Source organism: Mesorhizobium sp. M00.F.Ca.ET.216.01.1.1 (assembly GCF_004010325.2).
Classification (GTDB): domain Bacteria; phylum Pseudomonadota; class Alphaproteobacteria; order Rhizobiales; family Rhizobiaceae; genus Mesorhizobium.
In genome coordinates this window covers 11,452-26,105 of sequence record NZ_SADR02000031.1, presented here as the reverse complement: position 1 = coordinate 26,105, position 14,654 = coordinate 11,452, and the positions used below count along the sequence as shown (strand labels likewise).

Below are 14,654 nucleotides of genomic sequence, written 5' to 3'. Positions count from 1 at the left end.
ATACAGCGATGGGGGCACACCCTTCGGAAACCAACCATCTGGTGAACACCTCCGCGATGCAAGACGATCTAGCGACATTGCAGCGGGAAACATTTGACTACTTCGTTCATGAAGCGAACCCCGCCAACGGTCTTATTCTGGACAAGACCGAGGCGAATTGGCCGGCAAGCATCGCGGCCACCGGCCTTGCGCTGGCGAGCTATCCGGTGGGCGTCGAGCGCGGATTCATGACGCGAAGCGCGGCTGCGGAACGCACCTTGGCAACGCTGCGCTTCTTCTGGAACAGTCCGCAAGGCCCGGAGCCGGACGCTACGGGATATCATGGCTTCTACTATCACTTCCTGGACATGCAAACTGGCCGGCGTGCCTGGCAATGCGAGCTGTCCACGATCGACAGTACGTTCCTGCTGGCGGGCGTGCTGGCTGCAGGACAGTATTTCGATGCCGATACCGAAGCGGAAACCGAGATTCGCAGCTTGGCAGAGGTGCTCTATCACCGAGCCGACTGGCGCTGGGCGCAGGACGGGGGAGAAACCGTCACCCATGGTTGGACACCGGAGCATGGATTCCTGAAATATCGCTGGGAAGGCTATGACGAAGCGCTCTTGCTCTACGTCCTGGGACTCGGTTCACCGACCCACCCCTTGCCCAAGAGCAGCTACACGGCGTGGACCGCGACGTTTCGATGGGAGCTCTGCTACGGCTACGACTACCTCTATGCGGGGCCGCTGTTCATCCACCAGCTCTCGCATGTGTGGATCGATTTTCGCGGCCTGCAGGATGACTTTATGCGCAGCAAGGGAAGCGACTATTTCGAGAACAGCCGACGCGCTACCTACGTCCATCAACGTTACGCTGTCGACAATCCGCGTGGATTCGAGGGTTATGGCGAACACTGTTGGGGCATTACCGCAAGCGAGGGTCCTGGCCCTTCCACGCTCAAGTTGAACGGCATCGAGCGCCGGTTCGAGGGCTACGTCGGGCGCGGTGTGCCCTATGGTCCCGACGATGGCACGCTCGCGCCGTGGTCCGTCGCCGCCTCTTTGCCGTTTGCACCCGAAATCGTCCGGCCAGCGATCAGCTTCTGCATTCATCAGGCCAAGCTCAAGGCCGCCAATGCCTATGGCTTCAAGGCGGCCTTTAATCCGACGCATCCGGGGGCCTCCGGCAACGCCTTTGGATGGTGGGTTTCGCCTTGGCACTTCGGCCTCAACGAAGGCCCCGTCGTGCTGATGATCGAGAACGACCGCAGCGACCTTTTGTGGCGCTTGATGCGCTCGTGCCGGTATATCCGCAGCGGCTTGCAGCGGGCGGGATTTGAAGGCGGCTGGTTGAGAGAGTTCGATCAGGAACCGACGCCGGCTGCTTGATCCGCTTGCCCGAAGCAGAGTGTATTCGGCAGTTGAAGAAGTCTGCTCACTAGGGAGCAGGAACAAAAGGCTCGGCCCTCTCCAGCGACGGCCGTTGCGGCAGCTTCAGGCTTGCGACCGCGGTGACCCCCATGGCAGCGGCAGCGTCAAAAAGCCAATCTGCCGTGCATTGAATGCCGGGTCGGTGGAACCGGCAAGCCGCTCGACCATCATCGGCAGGACCGGCAAGACGATTCCGTAGCCAAGCGCAACGACAAAGGCCGAGGCGAGGAGGGCGCTCAGGGCCAACCGCGACGTGGGCAGGCGAGCGTGCATCGACACGCTCACGCCTGCGCGCCGCTCGGGTGCTGATGAGCGACGCCTTCGGTCATCGATGCAGCGGCAGGTCGAATGCCTTCGAGCCTGGTGCGCTTGAGCAGCAGGGCATTGATGGCGACGAGAGCCGAACTGCCCGACATTGCCAGCGCCGCAATCTCGGGGCTCAGCAGGAACGGGTGGAAAACGCCCGCCGCGACCGGGAAGGCGATGAGATTGTATCCGACCGCCCACCACAGGTTCTGGTGCATCTTGCGCAGCGTGGCGCGCGAGAGTGTCATCGCACCGACCACGTCGTAGGGATCGCTCTTCATCAGCACGATGTCGGCGCTTTCAATGGCGACATCGGTGCCTGCACCGATCGCGAACCCGACATCGGCCTGCGTCAGGGCCGGCGCGTCGTTGACGCCATCGCCGACCATGCCGACCTTCAGGCCCGGTCCTTGCAGCTCCCTGATCTTTTCGGCCTTCTGCCCCGGAAGCACTTCGGCGAGGACGATGTCGATTCCGAGCACGTCCGCGATGCGCTTGGCGGTGCCGGCGTTGTCACCCGTGAGCATCGCCACGCGAACGCCCTGGTCGTGCAATTTGGCAATCGTTGCGATGGCCGTCGGGCGCGGCGTGTCGGCGATCGCGATCAGCCCGAGCAACTTGCCGGACCGTGCGACATGGATGACGGTGCGGCCTTCGCCCTTGAGCGTCTCGGCCTTCTCGCCGAGCGCCAGAAGATCGATCTTCTGCTCGTCCATGAGGCGCCGGTTGCCGAGGAAAACCGGACTGCCGCCGATGGCGGCGCTGGCACCCTTGCCTTCGATATTGAGGAAGTCCGAGAGCTTGGGGAGCTTCAGGTCTTTGGCCCGCTCGACGATGGCGACGGCGAGCGGGTGATCCGAGCCCTGATCCACGGCAGCCGCGACTTGCAGGACGTCGTCGGGTGAAACGCCGGCAGCAGGGACGATTTCGACGACCTTGGGCTGGCCCATCGTGAGCGTGCCGGTCTTGTCGAACACGATCACGTCGAGCTTGGTCGCCTCCTCGAGAGCGGCGGCATTCTTGAACAGGATCCCGTTTGCGGCGCCAAGGCCGGTGCCGACCATCACGGCCATCGGGGTGGCGAGGCCAAGCGCATCGGGACAAGCGATGACGAAGACAGTAATGGTCAGGGTCATCGCGAACAGCAGGGGCTGACCGAACCACCAGAACCAGACGGCGAAGGTCGCAAGCCCGATGACGATCGCGGCGAGCACCAGCCATTGCGAGGCACGATCGGCGAGCAGTTGCGCCGGCGCCTTCGAATTCTGGGCTTCCTGGACCAGCTTGACGATCTGGGCCAGGGCCGTGTCGGCGCCCACCTTGGTCGAGCGATAACGCAGCGTGCCGCTCTTGTTGATGGTCGCCCCGATGACCTTGTCGCCGACCTTCTTGGTAACCGGCATCGACTCGCCGGTCAGCATCGATTCATCGATCGTTGACGTGCCCTCAATCACCTCGCCGTCGACGGGAAGCTTGTTGCCGGGGCGCAGGACCACGACATCGCCGAGCACGACGTCCGCGGTCGCAACCTCGACCTCCTTGCCATCGCGCAAGACGGTGGCCATGGGCGGGGCGAGGTCGAGCAGGGCCCTGATCGCGGCCGAGGCTCCGGCGCGGGCGCGCATCTCAAGCCAGTGACCGAGCAGGATGAACACGAGCAGCACGCTCGCGGCCTCATAGAACTGCTGCCCCTCGAAGAAGAAGGTCGCGCCGACGCTGAACAGGTAGCCGGTGCCGACGCTAAGCACTACCAGCACGGCCATGTTGAGGACGCCGTTGCGCAGGGCCCGCCAGGCGGCGACCAGGAACGGCCAGACCGGATAAAGGATCGCGGCGCTGGCGAGGAAAAACATCGCGACGTCTTCGCTCAGTCCGAAAGGCGGGCGCAACCAAGGCTCGCCCAGACCCATCGGCTCCATGGCGAAAATCGGCAGTGCGAAGACTAGGCTGATGAGGAAACGGTTGCGCATGTCCTTGACCATGCCCTGCATGTCCATGCCGGCGCCGTGTCCCATCTCATGAGTTATGGCGTCGTGCGGCGCCTTGGCTGCAGCCGTCCGCTCGCCCGCGGGAGCCGGCTCGATCACGGCGGCGTGCCCCCCATGACCGCGCTCGGCGTGATCATGCCCGTGCCTGGAGACCGCGCGCAGATGCCCTGGCGGTAGCGTCGTGCTGTCGGGAATGCACAGATGCCGCGGCACGGTTTCGCCGCGGCAATGGAAGCCGCAGGCCTCGATTTCGCGGGCAAGGGTTTCCGGGTTCGTCTGCGCTTCATCGAATTCGACGGTTGCGGTGGTCGATCCCGCGTTCATGGCGACACTGGCAACGCCCGGCAGAGCTGCGAGACGTTTTTCGACCGCCGCGAAATCCATCATGCCGACAAGGTCGCGCACCTCAAGATTGATCTTCTTCATCGAGGTTCTCCGTGCCGCGGCAGCAATCGCACCGCCTGCGGTGTCTCAGCTACGGTAGGCAAAGGTCGACATCATACCGCTCGCCATGTGGTAGAGATGGTGACAATGGAAGGCCCATTTTCCGGGATTGACGGCATCCACGGCGATGGTGATCGAGCGCATCGGCGGCACCAGCACGGTGTCGCGAACCGCGCCCTGGAAGCGCTGCCCGTCAATCGCGACCACCTGGAAATGGTGGCCGTGAAGATGCATCGGGTGCGCCATCATGGTGTCGTTGCGCAGCGTGACCTCGACGCGATCGCCCTTGTCCACGAGGATGGGCGCGCTGGCTTCGAGGCCCCAGCGATAGGTGGCCATGTCGCCGGTAAGTGCCATTTCGAACGTTTTGTTCGCCAGGCGTGAAGCTAGTGGCGCGATTGCTCGAAGTTGCGCCTCGAGCGTCAGGTCCAAAATCGGGGCGTCGACGTCGGCCGTCGTTCCGAGCTTGGCCACGGTCGCCCCGGCCGGACGCAGGACAATTCCGGTGCGCTCCTTGCTCCCCTCGCGCAGCGCCAGGATCGGAAAGGAGGAACTGAGGTCGCGCGGCAACTGCGCGCGCACGTCGATGCGCTGGCCCATCGTCATTGGAAACCGCCGGCCCTTGACCGGCTCGACAGGCTGGCCGTCGACCGCGATCAATTCGCCTTCAAGCTCGCCGAAGTCGACTGTGAACGCCGTCGCCGTGGCGCCGTTGATGATCCGCATCCGCACCCGCCCGCCCCGTTCGACCGGGACGATCTCTGGGTCGTCCAGGGGCCGGTCATTGGCCAGATAGGCGTCATAATCGATGTCGTTGATATCGGTCATCATGCCGCCATCGTTCATCCCAGCCATGGCGGGTTGCGCTCCCGACATATCCATGCCGTCCATGGAGCCGCCGGTATTCTTACTCTGCAGCCCGGCCAGCAGCTCCTCCGGCGACGAGAACGAGAAATCGTGGAGCAGGATGACAATCTCCTGCTCGTCTTTTGCGTCATCGGCGGGATCGGCGACGATGAGCGGCGCAGCGAGCAGCAATTGTTCCTGAAGGGTATGGGCGTGCATCCAGAAGGTGCCGGGCTCGCCGACCGGAAAATCGAAACTGCGATCGGCCCGAGCGCCGATGAGCGGCAGTGGCGCGTCGGCGACGCCGTCGCTCGGCCAGGGCGGCGTCAGCCCGTGCCAATGTATGATCGTCGGCTCGGCTGTCTCGTTTCGAAGCAGCACGTTGAAGGCTTCGCCCGCCCGCAAGCGCAGGCCGGGCGCGTCGTCGGCCCCTCGCAGGCCGAAGACGCTTGCAGATTTGCCGTTCACCTCGATCGTGCGGCGCGAGATGCCGAGCGTCTGGCCGCCTGACTGAGTGGTTGGGGCTACTGCGAGCAAGCTTGACGGGATCGCAAAAGCTGCGGCGCCTGCCACTGCGCCCTTCAGGATATCTCGGCGTTTCATGGTCATTTCCTTCGCTTTCGAGTTCGGATTTCGTTGTTTCGTTCAGCACACAAGGACCAGGCTCAAACGTTCCTGCCTTCAGGGCGCACGGCGCTCGCCGGCGGAACCGAACAGTCTGACCAGATGCGGAAAAAAGGCGGGGACACGGGCTGCGTAACGGTCGTATGCGTCGCCGAATTCCTTTCTGGCTTCACGCTCTTCAATGAAGGAAGCCGCACATACATGCCGACCAATATAGGAAACATCGCCAGCGTCAGCAGCGTCGGCCACTGCACGAGGAATCCCGCCATGACGAGGACGAAGCCGACATATTGCGGGTGCCGAACGAAGGCATATGGACCGGCCGTTGCGAGGCGATTGTGACGCTGCGTTTGGTAAAGCACCCGCCACGCGGTCGAGATCAGCACGAATCCGCCACCGATCAGGAAGAAGCTGAGAATGTGAAACGGGCCGAAATGCGGATTGAGACGCCAGCCGAGCATCATCTCCGGGAGGTGACCGGCATCATGCGAGAACCAGGCGATGCCGGGGAATCGTGACTGCAGCCAGCCCGAGAACAGGTAAATCGTCAGTGGGAATCCGTACATCTCGGCAAACAGCGCCACCAGGAAGGCGCTGAATGCACCGAAGGAGCGCCAGTCGCGGCTGGTTCGCGGCTTGAAGAAGCTGAATGCGAACAGGATGAAAACTGCCGAATTGATTATGACCAGGCCCCAGAGGCCGTAGGCGGGAGATTGCTCGACCATCGTCATGCTCCTTTATGGTGTGTGGTACGGTCTTGCGTGCCCGGCTCGGCTGCCTTGTGCCTGGCATGACTGCCGTGACCGCCATGGCTGCTGTGGCCGCCATGCATGAACATGTGAAGCAAAGGACAGGCGAGCAGCAGCAGAAAGGGAAGGGCACCGAGCGTATGCGCCCAGTGCTCGGAGAGCAGAAAAAACGCCGCGATGAGCAGGAAGGCGATGGTGACCATGCCGGTTTTCGAAGTCCAAAATCCGCCTGCCTCGGCCTCCGGCTCTGGTTCGGAGCCGGTTGCGGGACCGGCCATAGGGTGTGTGTTGGAGTTCATGGGTTTGGGTTCCTTTGGTTGTTAGCGGTTGCCGCTGCCGGGTACGGCGGCCGAGGCGTAGCTTTCGAAGCCGTACGCGATGAGGCTCAGAGCCCAGACCAGCGCGCAGGCAAACAATGGCCACCTGAAGTCGGAGCCGATCATGAAGTTGACCATCGACATCAGGCCGATGGACGACGCTCCTCCGATCAGAGCTCCGGCCACCGCGGCCGGGTGGCGCGTGCCGAACGCGGTGATTGCCAGCGCAATCAGGAGAAAGCCGGTGGCGAGGGCGTAGCCGCCGAGCACCGGAAAACCTGCGTGAGCCACATCGCAAGACGCGGACCAATGGCTTCCAGTTCGCCGGCCGAGAGCCGCATATAGCGGACATCCTCGGGCAGCAGTGGCGGCCTGAGAACGATGAAATACAATCCGATCCCGGAGATGATCATTCCCGCCAGGGCAAGGGTTGCGGACGACACCGTCCATGGATTGACTGCTGCTTTCATGGGCTGAGCCTCGACTTGCTTTACCGGCGCCCGGCGGCGACGACTTCCTGTCACTTCACGTGTTGCTTGAGCCATTCCTGCATGGCGGCGATTTCGGCCTGCTGAGCCGTGATGATCTGATTGGCCCAGTCCTTGCCTGATCATCCTTGCCGAATTGCAGAACCGCACGAGCCATGTCGATGGCCCCTTGATGGTGCGGAATCATTGCCTGGACGAAGGCGACATCGGGATCGCCGGCCTGGATGCCTTGCATCTTCGGCCCGTCCATTCGCTTCATGGCATCCATGTAAGTCCTGGAGGCCTCGGGCATGTTGGCGGTGTCCGTCGGCATGTTCATCATGCCGCCGCCCTGCATCACGCCGCCGCCCTGCGTTGTGCCGCCTTGCATCATCTGCTGCATCCTGGGAGCCATCTGCTCCATCATGGGCATCATCTTCTGCATCGTCGACATCATCGCCGTGCACTGCTCGGGCAAACCGCCCGGCATCGCCTCCGCGGCAGGAGCCGTTGTCTTGGTTTGTGATGCATCGGTCGCCGGATGATGTGGATCCGTCTGGGCAAAAGCCGCGCCGGACAGAGTTGCGAGGACTGCAAGCGTGATCAATCGAAGGTGGATTTTCATGACTGTTTCCTTTGTCGCTGATGTGCAACCGACAGGCGAACTCTGGAATGGGTGCGCAATGCAGCCAGATCGCCGCTACCGGCTATGGTCTCGCGGATCGTTCGCGCGTTATGGGGCCTTGACGGGCACTGCTGGATTCAACAGTTCCCAAGGTCGCGACGGCGCGATATCAGGCGAAGATTCGGGGAGGTTGCAGGAGGGCCTCGGGGTCGATGCCCGTTGCCGGGAACGCCCTGCCCGCCATGAAATGGGCGGCATCCGGCGCGGGACGAAGAATGCCGCATTCGCTGGCGGAAATGCCTGCAGCACAACAGCCGGAGCCGGTCGAGTGCGCGCAATCCAGGCAACCGTTACAGGGCGCGCGATGGTTGTCCTGGTCTGTGGACGCGACGTGACCCATCATCTCGTGCGAGGCGCTCGTCGACAGCGTCGCAACGTCAACGCTGGTACCCATTGCAGAAGCCTGACCGGCAAATCCAGCAACGGCACCGCCCGCGATCAGGAGGATCACGGCCAGCAGCAACCGAAGCTGAGCCAAAGCGATTTTCATTGGTTCAGTGTAGCCTAACTTTGCGTTGCCACTTTGACGCAAATCAATGCCCGCCAGCATGGGCGAATCCGAAATTCGTACCATTCCGGCGGCAATGAGGAGATAGCGACATGCTCACAGTCCCCGGGGTGGCGGAAGCCAGCGCGTCGCGGCTCAACCGCAAATGCTTCTGCATCACGCTCGACCGGGCGGAACTTTGGGCGGCGCTGGATTATGAGGCCGGCGAGCCCGGCTTCTGTGAAGCCTTCATGGCGTCGCGGCCGCACTTGTTCTCCAATGTCCCGGTCTTCCTCGCCGCGTCCGCTCTCGACGAGATGCAGAGAATCGTCCTCGCCGTCGAGGCGACAGCAAAGTTGCCAGCTTACCGCGAAGCGGTCCTTTCCTGGGCTCCGGAAATCGCGCAACGGGATTTTGGACCCGTAGGCGCTCTCATGGGCTACGATTTCCATCTCGACGATGACGGTCCCAAGCTGATCGAGGTGAACACCAACGCCGGCGGCGCTTTCCTCAATGCGCTGCTCGCCAGGGCGCAGAAGGCTTGCTGCTCCGAAGTCGACCGGGCGTTGATCGGCACAAGGGACGATCATTTCGAAACCAGCGGCATCGCGATGTTCAAGGGCGAATGGCGCCGCCAGCGCGGCACCGGATCGCCGCGAAGGATCGCGATCGTCGATGATCGGCCTGAGGAGCAGTATCTCTATCCTGAATTCGTGCTTGCCAGGCAGTTGTTGCTGAAGCACGGCATCGAGGCGGCAATCGTGGACGCAAGCGAGCTGAAATATGATAGCGGGAGGCTCCGGCTCGACGGCGACGAGATCGATCTGGTCTACAATCGCTTGGTCGATTTTGCGCTCGATGGGCCGGAGCATGCGGCGCTCAGGGCGGCTTATCAGGACGGCGCGGTGGTGGTCACGCCCAATCCGCACCACCATGCGCTCCTTGCAAGCAAGCGCAATCTGACATTGCTGTCCGATCCGGCGGCGCTCGAAGCATTCGGTCTTTCTCGGGAGCTGCGCGCGCGGCTCGCCGGCGTTCCGCGGACCACGCTGGTCACGCCCGACAATTCGGATACCGCTTGGCAATCCCGCAAGGACATGTTTTTCAAGTCGCTCTCCGGCCACGGCAGCAAGGCGGTCTACCGCGGCGACAAGGTGACCAAAGGCGTGTGGGCCGAGATCGCTCGCGGCGGCTATGTGGCCCAGTCATTTGCGGCACCCGGGCAGCGCATGATCGAGATCGATGGCACGCCAACGCCGCGCAAGATGGACGTGCGGCTCTACACTTACGATGGCCGGATGTTGCTCGCCGCCGCGCGCCTCTACCAGGGCCAAACCACGAACTTCCGCACGGCCGGCGGCGGTTTTGCCCCTGTCCTGGCCGTTTGACCATGCACGGATCATCAGTGCTGACGAGAAGCTGGCCGGTTGCAGCGGTGCGGCGTCGAAAGCCTTTGGCAGGCTAGTCTGGGCGGATTGCGACGGCAGGGAAATCCTTGGTGGCTGTTTTCCGGTTGATCCGTGGCATAGCAACGACGCAAATCTGCGTGTCGCGAAATTCGGTTTTCCCTACGGGAAACCACCTGGAACCAATTGCAGGACTGCTCGGCCGTGCAGAGACTCAATGGATGAGATCGGGAGCGCTGGCGTCGAACCATGTGCCGCGCTCGCCTCTGACAATCTCGACGGCGTCATCGAGCTTGCCGATCGCGGCAGGCTTACCTGTTGCTTCAACGAACTCGATTGCGGCTCCGATCTTCGGGCCCATGGAGCCGGCTGGAAAGTCCCGCCCCGATACCTCTGTCGGGGTAACCCGCCGGAGCGCACGGGCGGTAGCGGTGCCATAATCAACATACACGGCATCGACGTCGGTCAGCATGAGCAGCATGTCGGCATTCAATTGGCGGGCAAGAAGCGAACTCGCGAGATCCTTGTCGATGACCGCTTCCACACCGCAAAGACTGCCATCATCTCGCGCTATGACAGGAACCCCGCCGCCGCCCGTGCAAATGACGATGACGCCGCGCTCGACGAGGAACGAAATCACAGATGCTTCCAGAATCTCCAGCGGCTTGGGCGACGCCACGACGCGGCGCCATTTATCGCCATCCGGCGCGATCTGCCAGCCGCGTTCCGCGGCAAGCCGATGCGCGGTTGCTTCATCGTAGACCGGGCCTATCGGCTTTGTCGGGTGAACGAAGGCCGGGTCGTGCGGGTCGACTTTCACCTCCGTCAGCAGCGTCGCAAATAGCCTCTGCCTGAGGAGGTTGCTGAGCTCCTGCTCGATCACATAGCCGATCATGCCGGCGCTCTCGGCGCCGAGCACGTCGAGGGGAAATGCCCCGTCGCCCGGGTTGGCTGCAGCTTGCAGCGCGAGCAGCCCTACCTGCGGGCCGTTGCCATGTGTGATCACCACCGAATGTCCTTCGCCGATCAGATCCGCCAATACGGAAGCGGCGCGCACGATGTTGGCGCGCTGGTTCCCGGCCGTCATCGGTTCTCCACGGCGCAGCAATGCATTTCCACCGAGCGCTACGACGATGAGCATCTCAGTTGCCGATCGTGGCGACGAGCAGGGCCTTGATCGTATGCATGCGGTTTTCGGCTTGGTCGAAGACGATCGAGGCATCCGATTCGAACACCTCGTCGGTCACCTCCATGCAGTCGATGCCGTATTCCCGCGCAATGAGCGCACCGATCTCGGTTTCGGTGTCGTGGAACGCCGGCAGGCAATGCATGAATTTGACGTGCGGGTTGCCGGCGGCAGCCATCACTTCGCCAGTGACACGATAAGGCGTCAAAAGACGAATGCGCTCGGCCCAGCCGGATTTGTCCTCGCCCATCGACATCCACACATCGGTATAGATGAAGTCGGCGTTCTGGACGCAGCCCGTCACGTCTTCGTCGAGTCTGAAGCGGCCGCCGCTGCGTTCCGCCAGTTCCCTGACATGGGCGCAGAATTCCTCATCCGGCCAAAGCTCCTTGGGCGAGGCGATGCGCATGTCGATGCCGACCTTGGCCGCTCCGAGTGCCAGCGACATCGCGACATTGTCGCGACCCTCGCCGACGAAGCTAACGGTCATGTCCGAAAGATGCTTGTGCGTGAACTCGCGCATGGTCATGAAATCGGCAAGGATCTGCGTCGGATGCGCCTCGTCGGTGAGACCGTTATAAACCGGCACCCCGGCATGCAGGGCAAGCAGTTCAGCCTGGTGCTGGGCAAAGCCGCGATACTCGATCGCGTCGTACATCCGGCCGAGCACACGGGCGGTGTCCTTCATGGATTCCTTGTGGCCGATATGGCTGCCGCTGGGACCGAAATAGGTGACATGGGCGCCCTGGTCATAGGCTGCCACCTCGAACCCCGTCCGCGTGCGTGTCGAATCCTTCTCGAAGATCAGCGCGATATTCTTCCGGGTGAGACGCGGCACTTCGTGCCCTGCGAGCTTGGCCGCCTTGAGGTCGGTAGCCAGCTTCAGAAGAAAGCGGATCTCGTCGGCCGTGAGATCGTCCAGGGTGAGGACGGAGCGGCCATGGAGATTGGTCGGCATGGTATGTTTCCTTTTGGGTCAGATTGGATCGCGGGCAATCGGGCAGGTCATGCAGTGGCCGCCGCCGCGACCGCGGCTGAGTTCGGCGCCTTCGACCGTTATCACCTCGATGCCTGCCCGGCGGAGAAGCGTATTGGTGTAGACATTGCGGTCGTAGCCGATGACGACGCCCGGCTCGACGGCAACGACGTTGTTGCCGTCATCCCATTGCTCGCGTTCGGCCTCGTAGCGGTCGCCGCCAGTGGCGATGATCCGCAGCGATTTCAATCCGAGAGCTTCAGCAACCACCACTGTGAATGGCTTGGTTTCTTCCGTGACCTCAACGGTTGCTGCTCCGTCGCCTGGCCGCAGTGAGAATGTACGCAGCCGCTCGACCACGGGCGGGTACATGGTGACCAGGTCGCGGTCGCAGAAGGTGAAAACAGTGTCGAGATGCATGAAGCTGCGGTCCCGCGGCATCAGCGCCGCGATCACGCGCGTTGCCTCGCCGGCCGCGAACAGGCTGCGCGCAAGGTCGCCCACCGCTTGCGGCGTGGTGCGTTCTCCCATGCCTACGAGAACCGTTCCGTCGCCGATCGGCATGACATCACCGCCCTCCAGACTGGTGCCTGTTCCGAGGTCCGGCGAAACGAAGGGGATGCCGCTGTCGCGAAAGCGGGGGTGGAAACGGTACACTGCTTCGATATTGGCCGCTTCCGGGCGTCTGGCGGGCCAGTACATGGCGTTGACCGAGACCGAGCCGTAGATCCAGCAGGAGCTGTCCCTGGTGAAAAGCTGGTTCGGCAGCGGCGGCAGCACGAAGTCTTGAGGGGCGAGCGTCCGTCCGGTCAATCCCCTGGGTTCGAATGGAAGCTCCGCACGGGCGATGCCGCCGACAAGGTAGGCTGCCAGCTGCTCGGACGGCATCTCGTTGAGCCATCCCCGCATCTCATTGACCATGTCGAGCCCGACGACACCGGAGTGAATCCTGCGGTCGAGAAGCCAGTCGCGAGCCTCGGTCAGGCTCACGGTCTCGGCCAGCAGTTTCCCGAACGAATGCACCAGCACGCCGCGCTCACGCAACGCATCGACGAAGACATCATGCTCCTGACGTGCCTTCTTGACCCAAAGCACATCATCGAAGAGCAACCCCTTGCAATTGTCAGGTGTCAGCCTTTGGAGGCTGAGGTCGGGGCGGTGCACCAGCACCTCACGGAGTCGGCCAGTTTCAGAAAAAGCGCCAAGCTTGGTCGTGGTGATAGGTGCGTTCATAGCGGGCTGATGCTCCCGTTCCAGATCAGGTAGGCCGCGGCGACACCGGCAGCGACAAGGGCGACGGCGAGCGCTGCTTCGACAGGATGGAACACTCGTTGATTGGTTTCGCGACGGGCCCAGATGTAGAAAAGAATGCCGGGCGCATAGAGGATCGCGCACATGAACAGATACGCTGGACCGGCTGCGTAGACGAGCCACAGCCCATAGACCGTTGCCAGCAGCCCGGCAAAAAGCGGGCCGGCGCGTTGCTCTCCGCTCTCGTAACTCTCTCCGGTCAGCGCAAGCTTGGCCGCGTAGGCTCCGGAAAAGATGTAAGGCACCAGGATCGCCGCCGACGCGATGTAGAACAGCGCCTGATAGGTGCTTTGCGCGAAAAGCGTGATCACCAGGAATGCCTGGACGAGCAGGTTGGTGATCAACAGCGAACTCGATGGCACGCCGCGTTCGCTCTCCCGGCCGAAGAATTTCGGCATTGTTCCGTCCTTGGCGGCGACATGCGGAATTTCGGCGGCCAGCAGCGTCCAGCTCAGGAATGCACCAACCACCGACACGACGAGGGCGATGTTGATGAGGATGGCACCCCAGGGACCGACAACCGCCTCGAGCACGCCAGCCATGGAGGGGTTCTTCAGCGCGGCGAGCTCAGGCTGGCTCATAATGCCGAGCGATAGCAGCGAGACCAGGGCGTAGAGGGCGAGGCAGGTGAAGAAGCCGAGAACGGTCGCCATCGCGATGTCCTTGCGGCGCTCGGCCCGGCTGGAGAATACGCTGGCGCCTTCGATGCCAATGAACACCCACAGGGTGACCAGCATGGTGCTTTTCACCTGTGCGGTGATCGAGCCGAGACTGGCGTTGCCAAGCCCGCTGAAATCGAGCGACCAGACCTCCAGCTTGAAGGCAACCGCCACGACCCCGACAAACAGGACGATCGGAGCGATCTTTGCCACCGTGACGATCAGGTTTATGACGGCGGCCTGCCGGATGCCGGCGAGAACCAGGGCGTGGATCAGCCACAGCAGGACCGATGCGCCGAGCACCGCCTGCCAGGTGTTTCCGTCGCCGAAGGCCGGAAAGAAATAGGAAAGCGCACTGAAGACGATCACGGCATAGGAGACGTTGCCGAGCCATGCGCTGATCCAGTAGCCCCAGGCGCTGTTGAAGCCGATGAAGGGACCGAAGCCGGCCTTGGCGTAGGCATAAGGGCCTGCGTCGAGCTCGGGCTTGCGGGTCGCAAGCGACTGGTAGACGAAGACGAGCGCCAGCATGCCGACCGCTGTGATGGCCCAGCCAATCAGGATGGCAAGAGGGCCGGCACCAGCCGCCATGTTCTGCGGCAGGCTAAATACGCCTGAACCAACCATCGAGCCGATCACGAGCGCCGTAAGGGAGCCTAATCGAAGCTTCGTCGCTGCTGCGGTCGTGACTTTGCCGATAGGGATGTTGATTCCAGCCGTGGTCATAATGCTCTCCCAGATTTGAGGCCTTGATGGGAGGCAATGAACACGAAAAAGCACCAGCAGCTTTG

14 protein-coding genes and 1 pseudogene are annotated in these 14,654 nt (G+C 62.6%); 2 read left to right on the top strand and 13 right to left on the bottom strand.

Annotated features, from left to right (window positions below; genetic code table 11):
* Positions 1 to 56 precede the first annotated feature (56 nt).
* Entirely contained in the window at positions 57 to 1,370 is a 1,314-nt protein-coding gene (locus tag EN859_RS29900; RefSeq protein WP_189502328.1) for a glucoamylase family protein, read from the top strand.
* Positions 1,371 to 1,475: 105 nt separating this feature from the next.
* On the opposite strand, the gene EN859_RS29895 is transcribed toward EN859_RS29900, so the two are convergent.
* The 9 genes and pseudogenes from EN859_RS29895 to EN859_RS29860 form a co-directional block, all read right to left on the bottom strand.
* On the bottom strand, positions 1,476 to 1,697 hold the full coding sequence (locus EN859_RS29895) for a hypothetical protein (protein ID WP_245525768.1): 222 nt from the start codon (positions 1,695 to 1,697) through the stop codon (positions 1,476 to 1,478).
* Positions 1,694 to 4,132, bottom strand: a complete 2,439-nt coding sequence (locus EN859_RS29890) for a heavy metal translocating P-type ATPase (protein ID WP_127856254.1) — start codon at positions 4,130 to 4,132, stop codon at positions 1,694 to 1,696. Before EN859_RS29890 ends, EN859_RS29895 begins: the two co-directional genes overlap by 4 nt.
* Before the next feature lie 45 nt (positions 4,133 to 4,177).
* Positions 4,178 to 5,599 carry a multicopper oxidase family protein gene (locus EN859_RS29885; RefSeq protein ID WP_127856255.1) on the bottom strand — a complete coding sequence of 474 codons (1,422 nt, stop codon included), beginning with the start codon at positions 5,597 to 5,599 and terminating at the stop codon, positions 4,178 to 4,180.
* A 78-nt stretch (positions 5,600 to 5,677) separates the two neighbouring features.
* A pseudogene (locus tag EN859_RS29880) lies at positions 5,678 to 6,345 on the bottom strand (isoprenylcysteine carboxylmethyltransferase family protein).
* 2 nt (positions 6,346 to 6,347) lie between these two features.
* The gene (locus EN859_RS29875) at positions 6,348 to 6,572 is read right to left on the bottom strand and encodes a DUF2933 domain-containing protein (RefSeq protein WP_245525767.1); all 225 of its coding nucleotides are present in this window, start codon (positions 6,570 to 6,572) and stop codon (positions 6,348 to 6,350) included.
* A gap of 117 nt (positions 6,573 to 6,689) precedes the next feature.
* Positions 6,690 to 6,956 (bottom strand): hypothetical protein, encoded by a 267-nt coding sequence (locus tag EN859_RS39710; RefSeq protein ID WP_245525766.1) that lies wholly within the window; start codon positions 6,954 to 6,956, stop codon positions 6,690 to 6,692.
* On the bottom strand, positions 6,917 to 7,156 hold the full coding sequence (locus EN859_RS39705) for a hypothetical protein (RefSeq protein WP_245525765.1): 240 nt from the start codon (positions 7,154 to 7,156) through the stop codon (positions 6,917 to 6,919). The genes EN859_RS39710 and EN859_RS39705 overlap by 40 nt, the downstream gene beginning before the upstream one ends.
* 55 nt (positions 7,157 to 7,211) lie before the next feature.
* Positions 7,212 to 7,778, bottom strand: a complete 567-nt coding sequence (locus EN859_RS40565) for a DUF305 domain-containing protein (RefSeq protein WP_348632954.1) — start codon at positions 7,776 to 7,778, stop codon at positions 7,212 to 7,214.
* A 169-nt stretch (positions 7,779 to 7,947) separates the two neighbouring features.
* The gene (locus EN859_RS29860; RefSeq protein ID WP_127856257.1) at positions 7,948 to 8,388 is read right to left on the bottom strand and encodes a hypothetical protein; all 441 of its coding nucleotides are present in this window, start codon (positions 8,386 to 8,388) and stop codon (positions 7,948 to 7,950) included.
* A 50-nt stretch (positions 8,389 to 8,438) separates the two neighbouring features.
* Here EN859_RS29860 and EN859_RS29855 point away from each other — a divergent pair, with 50 nt between their 5' ends.
* The gene (locus EN859_RS29855) at positions 8,439 to 9,713 is read left to right on the top strand and encodes a hypothetical protein (protein WP_127856258.1); all 1,275 of its coding nucleotides are present in this window, start codon (positions 8,439 to 8,441) and stop codon (positions 9,711 to 9,713) included.
* A 232-nt stretch (positions 9,714 to 9,945) separates the two neighbouring features.
* On the opposite strand, the gene arcC is transcribed toward EN859_RS29855, so the two are convergent.
* The 4 genes from arcC to arcD are packed head-to-tail and all read right to left on the bottom strand — an operon-like array spanning position 9,946 to position 14,589.
* Positions 9,946 to 10,872: a carbamate kinase gene (gene arcC / locus EN859_RS29850; RefSeq protein ID WP_127856259.1), complete on the bottom strand. Its 927-nt coding sequence runs from the start codon at positions 10,870 to 10,872 to the stop codon at positions 9,946 to 9,948.
* Position 10,873: 1 nt separating this feature from the next.
* Positions 10,874 to 11,875, bottom strand: coding sequence for an ornithine carbamoyltransferase (argF, locus tag EN859_RS29845; RefSeq protein WP_127856260.1), 1,002 nt, complete (start codon positions 11,873 to 11,875; stop codon positions 10,874 to 10,876).
* Between the two features lie 18 nt (positions 11,876 to 11,893).
* Positions 11,894 to 13,126: an arginine deiminase gene (locus EN859_RS29840; protein ID WP_127856261.1), complete on the bottom strand. Its 1,233-nt coding sequence runs from the start codon at positions 13,124 to 13,126 to the stop codon at positions 11,894 to 11,896.
* Entirely contained in the window at positions 13,123 to 14,589 is a 1,467-nt protein-coding gene (arcD, locus tag EN859_RS29835) for an arginine-ornithine antiporter (protein WP_127856262.1), read from the bottom strand. The genes EN859_RS29840 and arcD overlap by 4 nt, the downstream gene beginning before the upstream one ends.
* Positions 14,590 to 14,654: the final 65 nt, after the last annotated feature.

What these genes read in the sequence shown, in the direction of transcription:
- argF (WP_127856260.1), bottom strand. Translation starts at nt 11,875, where the DNA reads ATGCCGACCAATCTCCATGGCCGCTCCGTCCTCACCCTGGACGATCTC.
- arcD (WP_127856262.1), bottom strand. Translation starts at nt 14,589, where the DNA reads ATGACCACGGCTGGAATCAACATCCCTATCGGCAAAGTCACGACCGCA.
- EN859_RS39705 (WP_245525765.1), bottom strand. Translation starts at nt 7,156, where the DNA reads ATGAAAGCAGCAGTCAATCCATGGACGGTGTCGTCCGCAACCCTTGCC.
- EN859_RS29855 (WP_127856258.1), top strand. Translation starts at nt 8,439, where the DNA reads ATGCTCACAGTCCCCGGGGTGGCGGAAGCCAGCGCGTCGCGGCTCAAC.
- EN859_RS29840 (WP_127856261.1), bottom strand. Translation starts at nt 13,126, where the DNA reads ATGAACGCACCTATCACCACGACCAAGCTTGGCGCTTTTTCTGAAACT.
- arcC (WP_127856259.1), bottom strand. Translation starts at nt 10,872, where the DNA reads ATGCTCATCGTCGTAGCGCTCGGTGGAAATGCATTGCTGCGCCGTGGA.
- EN859_RS29885 (WP_127856255.1), bottom strand. Translation starts at nt 5,599, where the DNA reads ATGAAACGCCGAGATATCCTGAAGGGCGCAGTGGCAGGCGCCGCAGCT.
- EN859_RS29890 (WP_127856254.1), bottom strand. Translation starts at nt 4,132, where the DNA reads ATGAAGAAGATCAATCTTGAGGTGCGCGACCTTGTCGGCATGATGGAT.
- EN859_RS29875 (WP_245525767.1), bottom strand. Translation starts at nt 6,572, where the DNA reads ATGGTCACCATCGCCTTCCTGCTCATCGCGGCGTTTTTTCTGCTCTCC.
- EN859_RS40565 (WP_348632954.1), bottom strand. Translation starts at nt 7,778, where the DNA reads ATGAAAATCCACCTTCGATTGATCACGCTTGCAGTCCTCGCAACTCTG.
- EN859_RS29900 (WP_189502328.1), top strand. Translation starts at nt 57, where the DNA reads ATGCAAGACGATCTAGCGACATTGCAGCGGGAAACATTTGACTACTTC.
- EN859_RS29860 (WP_127856257.1), bottom strand. Translation starts at nt 8,388, where the DNA reads ATGCTGGCGGGCATTGATTTGCGTCAAAGTGGCAACGCAAAGTTAGGC.